The sequence below is a fragment of the Burkholderia sp. Cy-637 genome, from assembly GCF_011753175.1.
GTDB classification, from domain to species: domain Bacteria; phylum Pseudomonadota; class Gammaproteobacteria; order Burkholderiales; family Burkholderiaceae; genus Burkholderia; species Burkholderia gladioli.
This window is the reverse complement of record NZ_VWWC01000140.1, coordinates 1-18,703: the sequence shown is the minus strand read 5'-3', so window position 1 is coordinate 18,703 and position 18,703 is coordinate 1. Positions and strand designations below refer to the sequence as shown.

Sequence of the window (18,703 nt, the reverse complement as noted above, 5' to 3'; positions counted from 1 at the left end):
CGCCGCCAGCGCCTCGCGCGCGGCCGCCGGATCGGCCGCGCCCTCGCCCGGCGCGAGCGCGATGTGCGCCACCAGTTGCGCGCGGCCTTCATCGTCGCGGCGCACCGCCACGGCCGCCTCCGCGACCAGCGGATGGGCGTTCAGGGCCGTCTCGATCTCGTCGAGCTCGATGCGGTAGCCGCGGATCTTGACCTGCTGGTCGACGCGCCCCAGGAACTCGATCTGGCCGTCGTGCGTCCAGCGCGCGAGGTCTCCCGTCAGGTAGAGCTTGCCGCCCGGAGTGAACGGATCCGGCAGGAAGCGCTCGGCGTTGAGCGCGTCGCGGTTGAGGTAGCCGCGCGCCACCCCGGCGCCGGCGATGTGGAAATCGCCAGGCATGCCGATCGGCACCGGCCGTTGCACGCGATCGAGCACATGCACGCGATAGTTGCCCAGCGGCCGCCCGATCGGCACGCGTGTGCTCGCGAGGGGCGCCGCGTGCGAGTAGGCAGTGGTGAACACGGTCGCCTCGGTCGGACCGTAGACGTTCTCGATCGCCGCTGGCCGCAGCACCTCGAGCGCGGCATTGGCCAGCGCGACCGGCAGTTCCTCGCCCGCGGCCAGCACGTGGCGCAGCCGGTGCCGCGCCTGGAAAACCGGGTCCGCGGCAGCTTCCCGCACGAACAGGCGCAGCATCGACGGCGTGAAATTGACGTGCGTGACGCCGAACCGGCACATCGCCGCCATGATCAGGTCGGGTGAACCCTCCTCGCCCGGCGGCAGGATCGCGAGCGAAGCCTCGCCGACGAACCAGCCGAACAGCTCCGGCACCGAGACGTCGAACGCGTAGTTGGTCTTCAGCAGGTAGCAGTCGTCCTGCCCGAGCGGATAGCGGGCCTGCACCGCGTCGAGCAGGTTGGTCACGTTAGCGTGCGTGACGGCCACGCCCTTCGGCTGGCCGGTGGAGCCCGAGGTGTAGAGCAGGTAGGCGGTGGCGTCGGGCGCGACGGCCGGCATCGCGCGCGAGGTGCCGGACTGCGCAGGCGGCTGGGCGGCATCGAGGCACAGCGTCTCGATCGCGTGGGAGGCGAAGCGCGCGCGGCGGATCGGCTCGACCGTCAACAGCAGCGCCGCGTCGCTGTCGCGCAGCATGAAGTCGACCCGCTCGTCGGGCAGGCGAGGATCGATCGGCAGATACGCGCAGCCCGCCTCGAGGGTGGCCAGCATCGCCACCAGCATCTCGAACGAGCGCTCGAAGCACAGCGCGACATGGCGCGGCGCGCCGCCCGTCACGGCAAGCAGGCGGGCGGCCAGCGCGTCGACGCGCTGGCCCAGTTCGGCGTGGGTCAGCATCGCGTCGCCCAGGCGCAGCGCGGGCGCGTCGGGCACGGCGCGGCGGCGGGCCTGGAAGCGCTCGTGGATCAGCACGCTGCCGTGCGACTCGAATGCCGTCGCGTTCCAGCGCTCGATGCGGGCAAGGTCGGCGGGCGGGGTGCAGGCGAGCATCGCGACGCTCGCCTGCGGCGCCGCCGCGATCTCGCCGAGCAGCACCTCGTATTGTTCGAGCATCCCCGCGATCGAGGCCGGCGCGAACAGCGCCGTGGCGTATTCGGCCATGCAGGCCAGGCCGTCGGCGTGATGCGCGATCTCCAGGCTCAGGTCGTACTTGGCCGCGCCGGTGTCGTGGGGCACCGCCGGCGGCAGCTCGCCCTGCCCGCCATCGTGGCTGGCGTCGTGCCGTTCGTTGTGGAATTCGAACATCACCTGGAACAGCGGCGTATGGGCGGTACCGCGCGCGGCGCCGGCCAATTCGATCACCTCGCCGATCGGCAGGGCGCGCCGCTCGTAGGCATCCAGCGTGTCGCTCGCCACCCTGGCGAGCAAGGCGCTGAAAGGCTCCTCGTCGTCGATGCTCGCGCGCAGCACGACGGGGTTGGCGAAGTAGCCGACCTTCGCGTCGTCGCGCCCCGTCTCGCGCAGCGACATCGGCGTGCCGAGCACGAACGCGGCCTGCCGGCTGTAGCGGCGCAACAGGATCTGCCAGCCGGCCAGCAACACCATGAACAGCGAGGCACCGTGCGCGGCCCCGAGCGCGGCGAGCCGTTCGGCCAGCGCGGCGGGCAGGCGCCGCGCGGCAAGCGCGCCGACGCCGTCGCGCACGGCAGGACGCGGGAAATCGGTCGGCAGCTCGAGCAGATGCGGCACCTCGGCGAGCCGGGTGCGCCAGTAGTCGCGCAGCGCCTCGCTGGCCGGGCCGGTCGGCGGCGGCGGCGCATCGGCAACGCCTGCGTCCGTGGCAGCGTCAATGCCGCCGCCGTTCGCACGATAAGCATCCACGATCTCCCGCGCGACGATCACGCGCGAACGCGCATCGAATACGATGTGGTGCGCCACGAACTGCAGCACGTCGCCCGCCTCGCCGAGCCGGTGCAGGCGCACGCGGAACAGCGGCCCGGCATCGAGCGCGAAGCGCGGCCGCGCGAATGCGCCGAGCGCGGCGCGCAGCGTGGCCTCGTCGGCCGGCGTCACCTCCGCCTCGGACCAGTCGAGCTCGATCGCCTCCCGCACGCGCCGGCGCAGCGCCGCCCCCTCGCCGTGGAAGGTCGCCCGCAGCATCGGGTGGCGCGCCGCGATCGACGCGATCACGCGGCGCATCCGCTCGGAATCGAGACGCCCGTCGCGCGCCGCGTCGAAGCGCAATGCAAACGACAGGTGGTAGGCCGCGCCATCCTGGACCTGCTCGGCCAGCCACATGTCGCGTTCCGGCGCCGAGGCCGGCGCGTCGCCCTGCATCGCGGCCGCGCAGGCCGAATCCTGCGTGGCGCGATGCGCGTCGTCGTGCATCGCCTCGCCTGCCTTGTCGTGCGGACGTTGCGTCGATGCCGCGGCGCGCTCGCCGAGCCTCGACAGCTCGTGCAGCGATCCGCAGCCGAGCACGTCGATCCGCTTCGCGTCGGGCGCCACGCATTCGCGCACGATGCTCACCAGCAACGCCGGCTCGAGCGTCTGCACGGTGCGTTCGAAGAGGTCCTCGTCAGGCTCCGTGCCGCTCATGCCGAGATGTGCCGCCAGCCGGCCGCGCAGTGCCTCGATCGCTTCGATCGCGTTGATGTTCCCTGCCTTGTCCATCAGTAATCCTATTTGACAGATATTCCATGCGGCCCTTGCCGCGCGGTTGTCCGGCCTCAGCCCGCCACGCGCTCGCGTTGCGGCAGCACCAGGGTTTCGGCGAGCCGTCGCACGTGGCGCCGCAACTCCGGCACCGCCGTGGCCTCCCAGTCACGCGCCTGCAGCAAGGGGCCGACGTAGTAGAGCCAGTCCGAAGCCGTGCCGCGGGCATCCAGCACGGCCCCGCTGTCGGCGACGGCGAAACCCATGCCGATCGCGTCGCGCCTGAGCAGCCCGTCGGCGTGCAGGCGGCCGAACAGCGAATCCGCCGCGTCGCCGAAGTCGGGTGCGGGCCCGGTGCAGTTGATCACCGCCGCGACACGCAGCGGCTCCGGCACATCCGCCCCGCGCCGGCGCACGGCGACCTCCACGCTATCCGGCCGCCAGGCATAGCCGGTCACGCGTCCGGCCGTCAGCACCAGCGCGCCGCGCTCGAATTCGGCATGCAGCAGGGCCGCGGGCCCGGGCGCGCAGCGATGACGGTGCACGTCCCAGTAGGCCCGCAGGTGGCGCAGGAAGCGGCGCCGCTCGCGATCGGCGAGGCGGCGCCACAGCAGCGGCGTGGCCTCGCGGATCGAACCGATCACGTCGCGCCAGTCGCGGCCGGCGATCGCCGCCTCGGCCAGCGCCTCCCGCATCATCCGCAAGTAATGACGAACCTCGGGACGCGCCAGCATGGCCGCCGCCAGCCGTCCGTCGTAGTGCGGCGGCGCATCCATCTCGCGATGCGCCTGCGGCAGCAGCCCGTGGCGCGACACCACGCGAATCGGCGCCGTGTGCCCACGCGCGCGCAGGCCGAGCACCACGTCGACCATGGTCAGCCCGCTGCCGACCAGCAGCACCGGCGCCGCGCCGTCGATGCCGTTCAATGCGCCGGGCCGCCACGGGTCGCTCACGTAGCGCCCGCTCTCCAGGACCTCGCGCGGCACGCTGCCCGCGGGCGGCTCGCCGCGCATCTGGTTGCCGTTGCTGATCACCACGCAATCGGCATGGATCACCTCGCCGTCGGCCATGGTGATCGCGGCGGGCCGCTCACCCCGCGGCGGCGCGATGGCCACCGCGCTGCCGACCACGCTGCGAAAGCTCACGCCCTCGCAGGCCCGCTCGATGCGCTCGGTCAGGCGGGCCTCGAGATAGTCGCCGTAGAGGCGGCGCGGCACGAAGCTCGCACGCGTATGGCGCGCATCGCGCTGCTGCGCGTAACGATGGAAATCGTCGACGTCGGCTTCGTCGGCGCTCATGCGCCCGGCGGGCACGTTGAGCAGGTGGTCGAGCGTGCGCGTGCCGTAGGCCACGCCCCGCGCCATCGCGCCCGAGCGGTTGATCAGCAGCAGCCGCAGCGGCCGCAGCGGCGGCGAACGCAGCCAGTGCATCGCCAGCGTCGCGCCGCAAAAACCCGCGCCGATAATCGCAATTGTCGTCATGCCTTCCTCGTCTCGATTCGCAAGCAGGGGAAAAGATCGTTCGTGCCGCCTGGCTCGGCGGCGACTAGCGGGTCGCCAGGGCCTGCGGCGCCTGCCAGCCGCCGCCGAGCGCCTTCGCGAGGCGCACCACGGTATCGGCCTGCATGCCGCGGATGCGGGCCGCCTCGCGCTCGCCGGCCAGCGCCGCGCGCTGCGCCTCGATGACGTCCAGGTAGGTGACCATGCCGTTCCGATAACGCGCGCTGGCGAGCGTCAGCAGGCGCTGCGCGTCGTCGACGGCACGACGCGACTGCTGCGCCGCCGCCTTGAGAACGTCCAGGCCGGTGACGGCGTCCTGCACTTCCTGGAAGGCCGTCAGCACCGAGGCGCGATAACGTGCCTGCGCGGCGTCGTAACCGGCGCTCGCGAAGCGCTTGCGCGCCGCGCGCCGGCCGCCGTCGAACAAGGTCTCGCCGATCGACCCGCCGAGCGACCACACCAGGCTCGGCACCGTCGCGAGCGTGGCGAACTGCGCGCTCTGCCAGCCGATCGACGGCGACAGCACGAGGCTCGGGAAATAGGCGGCGCTCGCCACGCCCACGCGCGCGTTGGCGGCGGCCATCGCGCGCTCGGCGGCGGCCACGTCGGGGCGCCGCTGCAGCAGGTCGCTCGGCATCCCGGTGGGCAGCACCGGCAGCGCATAGGCCTCGCGATTCGGCGCCAGCGAAAACTGCGGCGCGGGCTCGCCCACCAGGGTGGCGATCACATGTTCGTAGCGCGAGCGCTGGGTCGCGAGCAGATGCAGCTGCACGCGGGTGGCGTCGAGCTCGGTTTGCTGCTGCAGCACGTTCAGCTCGGACACCTGTCCGAACTTCCACTGCTGCTGGACGAAATCGAGCGCCTTCTGCTGCCACTCGATCGAATCGGCCACGATCCCGCTCTCGTCGTCGAGCGCGCGCAGCGCGAAGTACGCCGAGGCGAGCTGCGCGGTCAGGGCAAGCCGCGCATTGGCCAGGTCGTCGGCCGACTGTTCCGTGTCGGCCACGGACGCCTCGACCGAACGGCGCACGCGCCCGAACAGGTCGACCTCCCACGACAGCCACGCGCCCGCCTCGAAATCGTTCTGCACCGTGGAATAGTTCGGCGAGTCGTATTCGGTCAGCGGCCGATTGGCCGAAATGCGGCGACGCTGCGCGGCAAGACCGACGCCGACGTCGGGCAGGCGCGCGGCGGCCACCGCCGACAACTGCGCGCGGGCCTGGTCGTAGCGCGCGGCGGCCTCGCGCAGCGTCTGGTTGCGCTCGAGCACGCGGCGCTCGAGCTCGTCGAGCTCGCCGATGCCGAACGTGGTCCACCAGGCGTCGTCGAGCGAGGCGCGCGACGGCTCGGCCGGGTGCCAGTTGGCGTATGCCGGATCGATCTTCCAGGCTTGCGGCGCGGCCACGGCCGGCCGTTGATAGTCGGGCCCGGCCGCGCAGCCGGCCAGCGCAACGGCCAGCGCGGCGGCGCACGACAGCGCGCTCGCGCGCGCCAGCCGCACGAGGCGCGGGCCTCGCGCGACACCGGTGGCGCGATGGCTCACGGATCGAAGAGTGATGGATCGATGGATCACGGATCGATGCCTCGTCATGACGCACTTCCCCCGGGTATGGCCGGCGCGTCCTGCGCCGGCAGCACCAGCCATTTCGCCAGCGTGGCGGCCAGCGCCATCAACAGCGCGGAGACAATAAAGACCAGCCGGATCGACGTGGCCGTCGCCACCAGCCCCCAGAGATAACTGCCGATCGCCAGCCCGCCGACGATGCAGGAATGGAACAGCGACAGCGAACGCCCCGCCACCCAGGCCGGCGAGGCGGTCTGGATCGTCAGGTTGTAGGTCGATACCACCGCCACCCAGCTGCCGCCCGCCATCGCGAGGCCGGCCAGGGCCGCCAACCGCGTGGGGCTCCACGCGGCGATCGCCATGCCCGCGGCGAAGCTCAACGTACAGAGCGCGAGCAGGTTTTCGCGACCCAGCCGCATGCGCAGCGCGGCACCGCCGAGCGCGCCGGCCGCCGCGCCGGCACCGAAGGAGGCGAGCAGGATGCCGTAGGTGGTCGCGTCGCCGCCGAAGCGCTGCCGCGCGAACAAAGGCAACAGCGCCCAGACCGGGCTGCCGAGGAAACCGAACGCGGTGCTGCGCAGCAACGCGGCGCGCAGGCCCGCGTTGCCGAAGCAATAGCGCATGCCCTGCCCCAGCATCGCCGCCAGCGGTTCGCGACGACGCTCGCGCGCAGCGCTGCCGCCACGCACCGCGCGGGCCAGCACGGCCACCAGCCAGGCGCAAGCCAGCACGCTGATGCCGAACGCGGCCTGCGGCGACAGCGTCGCCACCACGAACCCGCCGAGCGAGGGGCCGGCCGTGCGCGCGATATTGAGCGAGAAGCTGTCCAGCGCGATGGCCGCCGACAGCTCGCGCGCCGGCACCTGCTCGGTGACGGCCGACTGCCAGGCCGGCTGGAACATCGCGCCCGCGCAGCCGCCGAGGAAGGTGAACAACAGTACCCAGGCCGGCGTCATCACGCCCCAGGCCGCCAGCAGCGCCAGGCACAGCGCCGCGCCCAGCATCACCGATTGCGATACCAGCATCACGCGGCGTCGGTCCCAGGCATCGGCCGCCACGCCCGACATCAAGGCGAACAAGGCGATCGGCAGGGTCGAGGCGGTCTGCACCAGCGAAACCATCGCCGGCGACGGCGCCATCGAGGTCATCAGCCAGGCCGCCGCGACGGTCTGGATCGATCCGCCGATGTTGCCGACCAGGCTCGCGCACCAGATCGTCCTGAACGCGCGATAGGCGAAGGGACCGCGCAGCGTGGCGAACCACGAGCGCCGTGCAGGCTGCGCGGTCGTGCCGGCCACTGCAGCGAGCCCGGGATCGGACTCGTCGCGCGATTCGAGCAGGTCGCTCATTGCGACTCCAGCAGATGCGTGGCCAGCGCCTCGACCGTTGGATGGCGGAACAGGTCCGCCAGTTGCGCATCGATCTCCAGCTCGCGCCGCACGCGCCCCAGCAGTTGGGTGCCGAGCAGCGAGTCGCCGCCGAGCTCGAAGAAGTTCTCGTCGATGCCCACCGTCTCGCGCCGCAATACCTCGGCCCAGTAGCCGGCCAGCGCGCGATGCAGCGGCGTGCGCGGCGCCTTGCGCGCGCCGCCGGGCTCGGGCGCGCGCGGCACCGGCAGGGCCTGGCGATCGAGCTTGCCGTTCGGCAGCAGCGGCATCTCGGCGAGCGGCACGATCACCGCCGGCACCATGTAGTCCGGCAGGCGCGCGGCCACGTGCGCACGCAGCGCGGCTGCGTCGGCGGGGCCGGCCGTGACCACGTAGGCCACGATCGATACCGGGCCGGCGGGCGTGTCGGTGCGCGGCAAGACCACCGCCTGCCGGACCTGCGGATGCGCGGCCAGCGCGGCTCGTACCTCGCCGAGCTCGACGCGCATCCCGCGAATCTTGACCTGGTCGTCGAGGCGGGCGAGATGCTCGTAGCAGCCGTTCGCGTCGCGACGCAATACGTCACCGGTGCGATAGCGGCGCGCACCGCCGCCCTCCGGCGCCTCGCCGAAGCGTTCGGCGCTCAGCTCGGGGCGGTTCCAGTAGCCGAGCGCGACGAAGGCGCTGGTGATCGCCAGCTCGCCCTCGCTCGCGCCCGGCTGTCCCTGCGCATCGAGCAGCGTGGCCTGGACGCCCGGCACGGGCCGGCCGACCGGCAGGCGCACCGCATTCGCGTCGGTCTCGAGATTGGCCACGTATTGCAGCGCCGTGGTGCATTCGGTCGGGCCGAGGCCGTTGATCAGGCCGCACCGCGGCCCGCCATGACGCGCCACCAGCGCGACGTCGCCGCCGACCGCGGCCTCCCCGCCCAGCACCACCCAGCGCAACGCGGCCGGCCGGGCGAAGCCGGGAAACGCGGCTCGCAGCACGCTCGGCGTCGAATGCCAGATCGTGATGCGCTCGCGCAGCAGCCACTCGCCGATGCCGTCCACGCCGCGCCGCCGCACGTCCCATATATGCAGGCACGCGCCGCTGAGCAGGGTCGCGTGAATGTCCATCACGGAAGCATCGAAGCCGTAATACGGCAGCAGCGTCATGCGATCGTCACGCTCGAGCCCGAGCGACGACGCATAGCAGGCCGCGTGGTGCAGCACGTTGCGGTCGCATTGCATCACGCCCTTGGGCACGCCCGTGGTGCCCGAGGTGAACAACAGGTAGCTGATCGCCTCGGGCCGCCGCGCCTGCAGCGGCGTTCCGGCTTCGGGCAGCGACGCGTCGTCGATCACGCACACGGCCAGTCCGAGCGACGCCGCCAGCGCCGCGTGCTCGGGAGCCGCGAGCACGATCCGGCAGCGGCATTCCCGGACCACGGCCTGCAGGTGGGCAAGCGGGTGATCGGCGATCAGCGGCACGTAGAACTTGCCGGCGCCGAGCACGCCGTACAACGCCGCGATCATCGGTGCGCCATGCCCGTAGAGCAGGGCAACCGGCTCCTCGTCGGCACCGCCGGCGGCCAGCAGGGCGGCCGCGATGCGCGAGGCGCGCGCCGCGAGTTCGGCATAGGTCCAGCGCCGCCCGTCGTGCTCGACGGCGGGCGCATCGGCTTGCCGCGCGGCCATCTCGGCGAAGCGCGCCGTCAGCGAATCGGCCGATGCGATCGCCCCTGCCGAAGCGCTCGAGAAGCGGCGGGCGAATGGGTCCCCCGAGGCCGGGTTCGGATCATGCCTGCCGGCCGGGTCGTGCTGGGTCATATGGCTCTCGGTAAGGAATGCGCAAGCGGGCCGACTCGCGCTCAGGCGGCGGCCACTTCGGTATCGCCGGTTCGTGATGCAGGCTGGAACAGCCCTTCGTAGTGACGGCTCAGGCAGCGCGCCGCGGACTCCACGTCCATCGCGGTGGTGTCGATGTGGATGCGCGGCGCGCGGGGTATCTCGTAGCCGGAATCGATCGCGGTGAACGAGGCGATCAGCCCGGCGCGCGCGCGCCGGTACAGTCCCTTGGGATCGCGCGCCTCGGCCACCGATGGCGGGGCGTCGACGAACACCTCGACGAAACGCTCCTCGCCGATGATGGCGCGCGCGGCGTCGCGAAATGCCTGCTTCGGGGAAATGCAGGACACGATCACCACGCAACCGGTGTCCGCCATCAGCGCCGCGACCTCGGCGATGCGCCGGACGTTCTCGGCGCGATCGGCGTCGCTGAAGCCGAGATCGGCGTTGAGGCCGCCGCGTAGCGCGTCGCCGTCGAGCACCGTGGCCGGCCAGCGCCGCGCGCGCGCCTGCTGCTCGAAGCGCGTCGCGATGGTGGTCTTGCCCGCCCCGGAAATGCCGGTCAGCCAGAACACCAGCGGCACCACCGCCTCCTGCGCATCGCCCTGGAGCGGCGCGGCGAACCACGCGGCGGCCCCGCCGTCGTCCAGCGGCATCGCCGCGCCGATATCGTCGAGCGCCACCTCGAGCGCCTCGCCCGGCGCGAGTTCCATGCGCCGCGGCAACCAGCCGAGCGCACGGGCGCGCCCGATCACGATGCCGTCGTGAATCAGTTCCTGGGTCCATACCACCGCGTCGGCGCGGCCAGGCTGCTCCGCGCGCAACGTCAGCGATGCCGGCGCCTGGGGCGGCACGGCAGCCGAGTCGGGCCGCGGGCCCCGCGATTGCGGTTGGCAGTTCAGGAACGCCACGCTCGCATGCAAGGGACGCAGGCACTCGGCGCTCACCCGCTCGCGAGCGGGCGCCGCCGCGGCCATGCGCTCGAGCGCGGGACCGAAATCGACCGCGTAGCGCTCCCCCAGCTCCCGGGCGCGCGCCGCGACATCGGCATCGAGCCGGGCCGCATCTCGCCATTCCACCAGTTGCGCGCTGTAGCGCACGGTGTTCGGCAGGACCGAGGCCCGCGACGTGCCGAAACGCTCGAGCAGACTTTCGAGCCGCCGGCCGTAATGCAGGTCCACGCCGTTCGCGCCGATCTTCACGGGGCCGAGCACGAGGTCGAAGCGCGCGCCCTGCGCGGCCAGGGTCGCCTCGTCGGCGAATGCGAGCCGATCCGCGACATCGCCCTGCTGCGAGCCGACACGCGCGATGGGCGCATCGGGATCGCACAACACCGTCACCCGGGCGGCACCGCAATGCAGCGCCTGCAGCCCCGCCGCGCCCGAACCGCTCGCGTCGAGCACCTGATGCACGACCCCGATCGCGCGCCGCATGCCGTTGGTCGCGGCGATCGGCAGATCCGCGGCACACAGGAATTCATGGCATGCGCGAGTCAAGGGAATGCCACGTCTATGCTCTCTCATAGCACGTTCGTCTTTGGTTTGATTTGTCACGGTACGCGTATCGCGGATACGCGGGCCCTCGGAATGGCTTTCGTCTTTTTTCAAACGCAAGCGTATCGAATCTTTTGAATCGTTTCGCTTGAATCGTTTTTTAAGCAGGAATTTTATACATCACTTATTCCAGATACACAAGTCCTTATTCATCCTGCTCATAAAGCGGGAATCGTTGCGTCGCACCATCCCCTCACTGCTGAATCGGGCCTCGCCGAGCGAATAACAAAATGACAAGAACAGACGTGCGCGTGATATTCGAAATATCCGCATCGCGCAACCGCCTTCGTGAAAATTTAACAAGAAAATTTTCCCCGGCGATTCATTGCCGTTTCGTTGACAAAATCGAAAAGGTGCTGTTGAATTCGTCAACTCGACGTGACAGCAGACGGCATCGGCATTCCGCGAAGTGGGCCGGAACGCCTCGTCCCGGGTCCGGGGGAGGTGTGTGCAACACCTGCGCGCGGATCGTCGAAGCCATCGCCGCCCGGCGGGTGAGAGAGCACCCGCCGGGCGGACCGACCAACAACCCGGAGCGCCGGGGCTGCCGCATGCGCGGCACGCGGCAGCCCCGGCGAACAGTAGAAAGGCGCGACATGAATGCCGAGATTCATCGACGTGCAGATGCGGCCAATCCCAGTGTGGTGCTGCTTCCGCCCGATATCCTGCGTCCCACCGAAGAGATCCTCGCCTCGCGCTTCCAGGAAGTCAGCGAGCGCCTGTTCGCGCTCGGCGTCTGGCAGGAGCCGATCCTCGTCGAGCAGGCGTCGCTGGTGGTGATGGACGGCCATCATCGCCGCGCCTTCGCGCTGGCGAACGGATTTGCCCGGGTGCCGTGCGTACTGCTGTCCTATGCCGAGGTGAGCGTGGAATCGCGCCGCGAGGACCAATGCGTCACGCCGCATGAGGTGATCGCCCGCGGACTCGAGGGACGCCTGTATCCGGCAAAATCGACTCGCCACATCATTCCCGGCTCGGCAAGGATTTCCTGTCATTTTCCCCTCGAAAAACTCAGATATTCCTGACTGCCCTGTTTTCATCCCCGGCTGCATTCGATTTTCCGAACGCGAGATTGAATTCAATTCGCCCGTCCGCCCGGTTTTAAAATCCGGCGCCGGCCCGATCATTTTCGATTGATTTACTCAGGTGCCACATGAAATTCGGCTCGATCGAACAGATAATCAACGACCGGATATTTCTGCGACTCGATGAATTCGCGGCGGGCCGGCAGGTTTATCTGAAACTGGAAGGCTTCAATCCCGGCGGCTCGATCAAGATCAAGACCGCGCTGGCATTGATAAGAGATGCGGAACAGAATGGCCGACTGTTCACGAAACGAAAAATGATCGAATCGAGTTCAGGCAATCTCGGCTTGTCGCTGAGCATGATCGCGGCGGCGCGCGGCTACCGGTTCACCTGCGTGGTCGATGCCAATACCAGTCAGCAGGCAATCGGCGTGATGCGCGCATTCGGCACCGAGGTGGTGGTGATCGACCGTCGCGACGAGCAGGGCGGCTTCCTCGGCAATCGCCTCGCCTACATCCGCGACGCGCTCGAACGCGATCCCGACCTGACCTGGCTCAACCAGTACCAGAACGCGGCCAATCCCGCGATCCACGCCGACATGACGGCGCGGGCGATCCACGAGGAATTCGGCCGTGTCGATCACCTGTTCATCGGCGCGGGTACCACCGGCACGCTGATGGGCTGCGTCGAGTATTTCCGGCGCCACTCGCCGGGCACCGAGATCATCGCGGTCGACTCGGTCGGCTCGATCACCTTCGGCACGCCGGGTGGGCGGCGCCATCTGCCAGGGCTCGGCTCCAGCGTGATGCCCCATTTCTTCGACGGCAGCCGGATCGACCGCCTGCTGCAGATCCCCGAGCCGGAAACGGTCTGCGCCTGCCGCGACCTGGCCCGCCGCTACGGCGGCCTGTTCGGCGCGTCCACCGGCACCGTGCTCGCCGGCGTTCGGCGGCTGGCCGGCGAACTCGGCCCGGACGCGACCATCGTGGCGATCGCGCCCGACCTCGGCGGCCTGTACGTCGACACGGTCTACAACGACAACTGGTGCGACGACACCTACGGCCAGGCATGGCGCGACGCGCCGGGCCGAATCCACGTCATGGAGAATCTGGAAAATGTCTAATCGGCCGCGCGCGTTCAGCGTGATCGGCGGCAGCTACATCGCCGAGCTGCTCGCCACCTCGAAACGCGACATCATCGACATCGTCGAACATGGCTACCGGCTGCACGAGCTCGGCGGCACGAATAACCCGGACAGCTATTTCCTGCGCTTCGACGACAAGCCCGAAGCCCGCATCATCGCCTTGCCCGCGGCGATCCGGGACGTCGATCGCGCCCGCTTCGTGTCGGGCATCAAATGGATCGCCAGCTATCCACGCAACATCGAGGCGAACCTGCAACGCGCCTCGGCCGTGGTGGTGCTCAACGACTACGAGACCGGCTACCCGTTCGCCTGCCTCGAGGCCTCGCAAATCAGCGCGGCGCGCACCGCCGCGTCGGCGGTGCTCGCCGCGACCCGGCTCGGCCCCGCGCAACGACGCGCGGCGAGCCTGGGCGTGATCGGCGGCGGCGTGATCGCGAGCACCATCCTCGAATACTTCAAGGCGGCCGGCTGGCATTTCGACGAGGTTGGCATCCACGACCAATCGCCCGAGCATGCCGAGGCCTTCGCCCGCAACCTTTCCTCGCGCGACGTCTATCCGGTGCGCACCTGCAGCGCCGCGCAGGCGCTCGGCGCCGAGCTGGTGGTGCTGGCGACCACCGCGGGCGCGCCGTGGGTGCCGGCGGACTATCGCTTCACGGCATCGCAGCGGGTACTCAACGTGTCGCTGCGAGATCTCGAACCCGACACGCTGCTCGCCGCGAACAACGTGTTCGACGACGTCGAGCACTGCATGAAGGCCAACACCTCGCCCCATCTCGCGCAGCAGCGCTACGGCCATCGCGATTTCGTCTCGGGCACGATCGGCCAGCATATCCTCGGCACGCTGCGCCTCGACCCCGGCAAGCCGGTGATCTTCTCGCCGTTCGGCCTGGGCGTGCTGGACCTGGCCGTCTCGATGTTCATCCACGAGCGCGCGCTGGCCGAGGGCGGACAGCACAGCATCGACGATTTCTTCGCGAGCACCGAGCGCTGGAGCCAATGATCGCCCGCGCCACGACACGCCGGCTCGCGCCGAGCGCGTCGTGCGCCCCCTCGCCTTCCTCGCCGCGACGCCGCCAGGCGCCGCGGCGCATCCTTTTCCCGTCGACCTCAGCAACCGCACGCCCATGTCTTTTGCCACACGCCGCCATCTGCTTGCCCTCACAACGACATCGCTGATCGCGGTCGGCCTGCTCGCATGGCTGGCCCGCTCGCCCGACACGGCGCATGCGCAGGCAGCCAAGGCCGCCCCCGCCGTGCCCGTGACCGCGGCCACGGTCGGCGCGATGGACGTGCCGGTCTACCTGACCGGGGTCGGCACGGTGACGCCGCTCTACGACGTCACGGTGCGCAGCCAGGTCGACGGCCAGATCACCGGGATCCATTTCAAGGAAGGGCAGCAGGTGCGCGAGGGCGACGCCCTGGTGGACATCGACCGCCGCGCATTCCAGGCCCAGGCCGACCAGGCCGCGGCGCGCCTCGCGCAGGACCAGGCCACGCTCGCCAACGCGCGCCTCGAGCTGACGCGCCACGAGCGGCTCGCCGAGGTCAACGCGACCTCCACGCAGGCGCTCGAGGCACAGCGCGCGCGCGTGGACGAGCTGGTCGCGCAGGTTCGCGGCGATCGCGCGGCGGTGGCCAACGCGCGCGTCTCGGTGGATTACACGACGGTACGCGCGCCGATCTCGGGACGCGTCGGTTTCCGGCTCGCCGACCAGGGCAACATCGTGCGCGCCAACGACACGCCGATCCTCACGCTGGTCACCACCGCGCCCATCACGGTGATGTACGCGCAGTCGCAGAACGCGCTGCCCGACATCCAGGCCGCCATGCGCGGCGGCAAGGTGGAGGTGGTGGCGCTGAACACCGACGGCACCCGCGTGCTGTCGCGCGGCCACCTGGAGACGATCGGCAACCGCGTCGACGTCAACAGCGGCGTGATTCGCCTGAAAGGCAGCTTCGCCAATGCCGACGGCGCGCTCTGGCCGGGGCAGTCGGTCATGATCCGCACCGTGGTGGACACCCAGCGCGACGTGCTCGCGGTGCCGGACGACGCGATCCAGACAGGGCCGAACGGTCATTTCGTCTACGTGATCGGCGCCGGCGACACGGTCGCGCCGCGCCCGGTCCGGCTCGGGCCGCGCGTGCTCGGCCATGCCGTGATCGCCAGCGGGCTGAAGTCGGGCGAGCGGGTGGTCGTGCAGGGCCAGTACCGGCTGCAGGACGGCGCGCGGGTCGCGGCGACACTGCTGCCCCCGCCCGCCGCGCCGCTGCGCGCGGATACCACCGCCGACGTTCCCCATGCGCTCGATGCGGGCTCGGGCAGCCTCACGCTGGGTGCCGACTGAGATGCGTACCAACCTGTTCGCGGTGTTCATCCGCTACCCCGTCGCCACCTGCCTGCTGACCGCCGGCATCCTGTTCGCCGGCCTGGCCGCGTACCAGCACCTGCCGGTCGCGCCGCTGCCGCAGGTCGAATTCCCGACCATCCAGGTGTCGGCCGTGCTGCCCGGCGCCGATCCGGAATCGGTCGCCTCGACGCTCGCGCAGCCGCTCGAGACGCAGTTCTCGAAGATTCCGTCGGTGGTGCAGATGACCTCGCAGAGCACGCTCAGCTCGACCTCGATCGTGCTGCAGTTCGCGCTGGACCGCAGCATCGACGCCGCGGCCAACGACGTGCAGGCCGCGATCGACGCGGCCGCGGCGCAACTGCCCGCCAACCTGCCCTCGCCGCCCACCTTCCAGAAGGTCAATCCGGCCGACGCGCCGATCCTGCTGCTCAGCGCGACCTCGGACACCCTGCCGCTGACCACCATCGACGATTACGTGGAAACGCGCCTCACCAAGAGCCTGAGCCAGATCGACGGCGTGGGCGCCGTGTCGATCGGCGGCCAGCAGAAGCCGTCGATCCGGATCCAGTTCGATCCGGTCAAGCTGGCCGCGCGCGGCCTGTCCTCGGAGGAGGTGCGCCACGCCCTGGCGGCGCTCTCGGGCGTCAATCCGAAAGGCATCTTCAACGGCGCCACGCGCTCCTACACGATCTATACCGACGGCCAGCTCACCCAGCCCGCGCAGTGGAACGAGGCGATCGTCGCCTATCGCGACGGCGCGCCGATCCGCGTGCGCGACATCGGGCGCGCCGTGCTCGGCCCCGAGGACAACACGCTGGCGGCCTGGATCGACGGCAAGCGCGCGGTCTCGGTCGGCATCTACAAGAAGCCCGGCGCGAACACCGTGGCCACGGTCGACCAGATCCGCGCGCGCCTGCCGGAGCTGACCGCGTCGCTGCCGCCGTCGCTGAAGGTGCGCATCCTGGCCGATCGCACCCAGACCATCCGCGCCTCGCTGCTCGACATCGAGCTGACCCTGCTGCTCAACGTGGTGCTGGTGGTGGTGGTGATCTACGCCTTCCTCGGCAGCGCGCGCACCACCATGATTCCCGCCATCACCGTGCCGGTGTCGCTGCTCGGCGCCTGCGCGCTGATGTGGGCCTGCGGCTACAGCCTCGACAACATCTCGCTGATGGCGATGACGATCGCGGTGGGCTTCGTGGTGGACGACGCGATCGTGATGGTGGAGAACATCGCGCGCCACGTGGAGCACGGCGAGCCGCCGATGCGCGCCGCGCTCAAGGGGCTCGACGAGACCAGCTTCACGATCGCCTCGATCAGCATCTCGCTGGTGGCCGTGCTGCTGCCGCTGCTGCTGATGGGCGGCATCATCGGACGGATGTTCCGCGAATTCGCGGTGACGCTGTCGATGACCATCCTGGTGTCGGCCTTCGTCTCGCTCACGCTCACGCCGATGATGGCTGCCTACATGCTGCGCGGGGGCGCCAGCGATGCCGAACGGGCCCGGCGGCCCAGCCGCTTCGAGCGCGCCTTCGAGCGCCTCGCGCGCGGCTACGAGCGCGCGCTCGACGTGGCGCTGACGCACCGCTTCCTCACCCTGTGCCTGTTCTTCGCCTCGGTGGCCGCGTCGGTGCTGCTCTACGCGGGCATCCCGAAGGGCTTCTTCCCGCAGCAGGACACCGGCGTGATCACCGGCGTGTCCGAGGCCTCGCAGACCATCTCCGTCGAGGACATGGCGCGCCACTCGGCGGCGCTGGCCGCCATCATCCGCGCCGATCCGGCGGTCGAACACTGCCAGATGGCCGTCGGCGGCAGCGCCTACGCGGGCACCACCGTCAACAATGGCCGCTGGTACATCACGCTCAAGCCGCGCGGCCAGCGCGACGCCAGCGCCGACGAGGTGATCCGCCGGCTGCGCCCGCAATTCGCCAAGGTGGCGGGCGTGCGCATGTACCTGCAGGCCGCCCAGGACCTGATCATCGGCGCGCGGCTCGCGCGCACGCAATACCAGCTCACGCTGCAGAGCGCCGATGTGGGGCTGCTCACGGGATGGTCGCCGCGGGTGCTGGCGCGCCTCTCGGACCTGCCGCAGCTGCGCGACGTGGCGAGCGACCAGCAGGTCAACGGCTCCGCGCTGAGCATCCGCATCGACCGCGACCAGGCCGCGCGATACGGACTGACGCCGCAGGCCATCGACGGCACCCTCTACGACGCGTTCGGCTCGCGTCAGATCGGCCAGTACTTCACCCAGCTCTCGACCTACAAGGTGGTGATGGAGGCGCTGCCCTCGCTGCAGCGCGACCCCTCCACGCTCGACAAGATGTACCTGAAGTCGCCCTCGGGCGAACAGGTGCCGCTGTCGGCGGTGGCGCGCTGGACCACCGACACCACCCAGCCGCTGTCGATCAACCACCAGGCGCACTTCCCGTCGGTGACGATCAGCTTCAACCTCGCGCCGGGGGTCTCGCTGGGCGAGGCGACCGCCGCCATCGACACGGCCCTGGCGGCGATGAACCTGCCGCCCGCCATCATCAGCGCGTTCCAGGGTACGGCGCAGGCGTTCCAGAGCACGCTCTCGACCATGCCGATGCTGATCGTGGCGGCGCTGATCGTCGCCTACCTGGTGCTCGGCGCGCTGTACGGCAGCTTCGTGCATCCGTGGACCATCCTCTCCACGCTTCCGTCGGCCGGCGTCGGCGCGATCGCCACGCTCTGGCTGTTCAAGTACGACTTCAACCTGATCGCCCTGATCGGCGTGATCCTGCTGATCGGCATCGTGAAGAAGAACGGCATCATGATGGTGGACTTCGCCATCGTGGCGACGCGCGAACAGGGCATGAGCTCGTACGAGGCGATCCGCAACGCCAGCCTGCTGCGCTTCCGTCCCATCATGATGACCACCATGACCGCCCTGTTCGGCGCGCTGCCGCTGATCATCGCCGACGGCATCGGCTCGGAGCTGCGCCGCCCGCTCGGCTACGCGATGGTGGGCGGCCTGATCGTCAGCCAGGCGCTCACCCTGTTCACCACGCCCGTCATCTATCTCTACCTCGACGCCCTGTCCAACCGGCTCGCGGCCTGGTTCCGCCGGCGCAACGCGTATTCGACGCAGCAGCCGGCCCGGCAAGGCATCACCCAGGATTGAGTCCGCCGGACGCGCCGATCCATGATCGACCTGATCTACCATAGAGGGCCTGCCCTGGCCCGCTCCCGCGCCGAGGCGCCGCCCGCGACCCGGGCGGCGTTCGCGCAGGCGGCCCGCCGCATCGCGGCACGCGGC

General features: G+C 70.3%; 11 protein-coding genes. 5 read left to right on the top strand and 6 right to left on the bottom strand.

Annotated elements, in window-relative coordinates:
- The 6 genes from F3J10_RS27115 to cysC form a co-directional block, all read right to left on the bottom strand.
- Positions 1–3,108 (bottom strand): amino acid adenylation domain-containing protein (locus tag F3J10_RS27115; RefSeq protein WP_167243410.1); only part of this gene is annotated, 3,108 nt, incomplete at its 3' end.
- 56 nt (positions 3,109–3,164) lie between these two features.
- Complete coding sequence (locus F3J10_RS27110; RefSeq protein WP_167243409.1) at positions 3,165–4,571, bottom strand: FAD/NAD(P)-binding protein; 1,407 nt, start codon at positions 4,569–4,571, stop codon at positions 3,165–3,167.
- Between the two features lie 64 nt (positions 4,572–4,635).
- Positions 4,636–6,162, bottom strand: coding sequence for an efflux transporter outer membrane subunit (locus tag F3J10_RS27105; protein ID WP_205200488.1), 1,527 nt, complete (start codon positions 6,160–6,162; stop codon positions 4,636–4,638).
- Positions 6,163–6,176: 14 nt separating this feature from the next.
- Positions 6,177–7,502, bottom strand: a complete 1,326-nt coding sequence (locus F3J10_RS27100; protein WP_167243407.1) for an MFS transporter — start codon at positions 7,500–7,502, stop codon at positions 6,177–6,179.
- Positions 7,499–9,331, bottom strand: coding sequence for a non-ribosomal peptide synthetase (locus F3J10_RS27095; RefSeq protein WP_167243406.1), 1,833 nt, complete (start codon positions 9,329–9,331; stop codon positions 7,499–7,501). Before F3J10_RS27095 ends, F3J10_RS27100 begins: the two co-directional genes overlap by 4 nt.
- 41 nt (positions 9,332–9,372) lie before the next feature.
- Positions 9,373–10,806 carry an adenylyl-sulfate kinase gene (gene cysC, locus F3J10_RS27090; protein WP_167243411.1) on the bottom strand — a complete coding sequence of 478 codons (1,434 nt, stop codon included), beginning with the start codon at positions 10,804–10,806 and terminating at the stop codon, positions 9,373–9,375.
- 326 nt (positions 10,807–11,132) lie between these two features.
- Between cysC and F3J10_RS27085 the strand changes: the two genes are divergently transcribed.
- From F3J10_RS27085 to F3J10_RS27065, 5 genes are all read left to right on the top strand, one after another.
- Positions 11,133–11,927, top strand: coding sequence for a hypothetical protein (locus F3J10_RS27085; RefSeq protein ID WP_167243405.1), 795 nt, complete (start codon positions 11,133–11,135; stop codon positions 11,925–11,927).
- Positions 11,928–12,055: 128 nt separating this feature from the next.
- A complete protein-coding gene (sbnA, locus tag F3J10_RS27080; RefSeq protein ID WP_167243404.1) occupies positions 12,056–13,051 on the top strand; it encodes a 2,3-diaminopropionate biosynthesis protein SbnA in 996 nt (331 codons plus the stop codon).
- Positions 13,044–14,075: a 2,3-diaminopropionate biosynthesis protein SbnB gene (sbnB, locus tag F3J10_RS27075; RefSeq protein ID WP_167243403.1), complete on the top strand. Its 1,032-nt coding sequence runs from the start codon at positions 13,044–13,046 to the stop codon at positions 14,073–14,075. The genes sbnA and sbnB overlap by 8 nt, the downstream gene beginning before the upstream one ends.
- Before the next feature lie 124 nt (positions 14,076–14,199).
- Entirely contained in the window at positions 14,200–15,420 is a 1,221-nt protein-coding gene (locus F3J10_RS27070; RefSeq protein WP_167243402.1) for an efflux RND transporter periplasmic adaptor subunit, read from the top strand.
- 1 nt (position 15,421) lies between these two features.
- On the top strand, positions 15,422–18,568 hold the full coding sequence (locus F3J10_RS27065) for an efflux RND transporter permease subunit (protein ID WP_105826674.1): 3,147 nt from the start codon (positions 15,422–15,424) through the stop codon (positions 18,566–18,568).
- The last annotated feature ends 135 nt before the right edge of the window (positions 18,569–18,703 follow it).

Excerpts from the sequence above, each read along its gene's own strand:
- F3J10_RS27110 (WP_167243409.1), bottom strand. The coding sequence starts at position 4,571 with ATGACGACAATTGCGATTATCGGCGCGGGTTTTTGCGGCGCGACGCTG.
- F3J10_RS27100 (WP_167243407.1), bottom strand. The coding sequence starts at position 7,502 with ATGAGCGACCTGCTCGAATCGCGCGACGAGTCCGATCCCGGGCTCGCT.
- F3J10_RS27095 (WP_167243406.1), bottom strand. The coding sequence starts at position 9,331 with ATGACCCAGCACGACCCGGCCGGCAGGCATGATCCGAACCCGGCCTCG.
- F3J10_RS27085 (WP_167243405.1), top strand. The coding sequence starts at position 11,133 with ATGACAAGAACAGACGTGCGCGTGATATTCGAAATATCCGCATCGCGC.
- sbnA (WP_167243404.1), top strand. The coding sequence starts at position 12,056 with ATGAAATTCGGCTCGATCGAACAGATAATCAACGACCGGATATTTCTG.
- sbnB (WP_167243403.1), top strand. The coding sequence starts at position 13,044 with ATGTCTAATCGGCCGCGCGCGTTCAGCGTGATCGGCGGCAGCTACATC.
- F3J10_RS27070 (WP_167243402.1), top strand. The coding sequence starts at position 14,200 with ATGTCTTTTGCCACACGCCGCCATCTGCTTGCCCTCACAACGACATCG.
- F3J10_RS27065 (WP_105826674.1), top strand. The coding sequence starts at position 15,422 with ATGCGTACCAACCTGTTCGCGGTGTTCATCCGCTACCCCGTCGCCACC.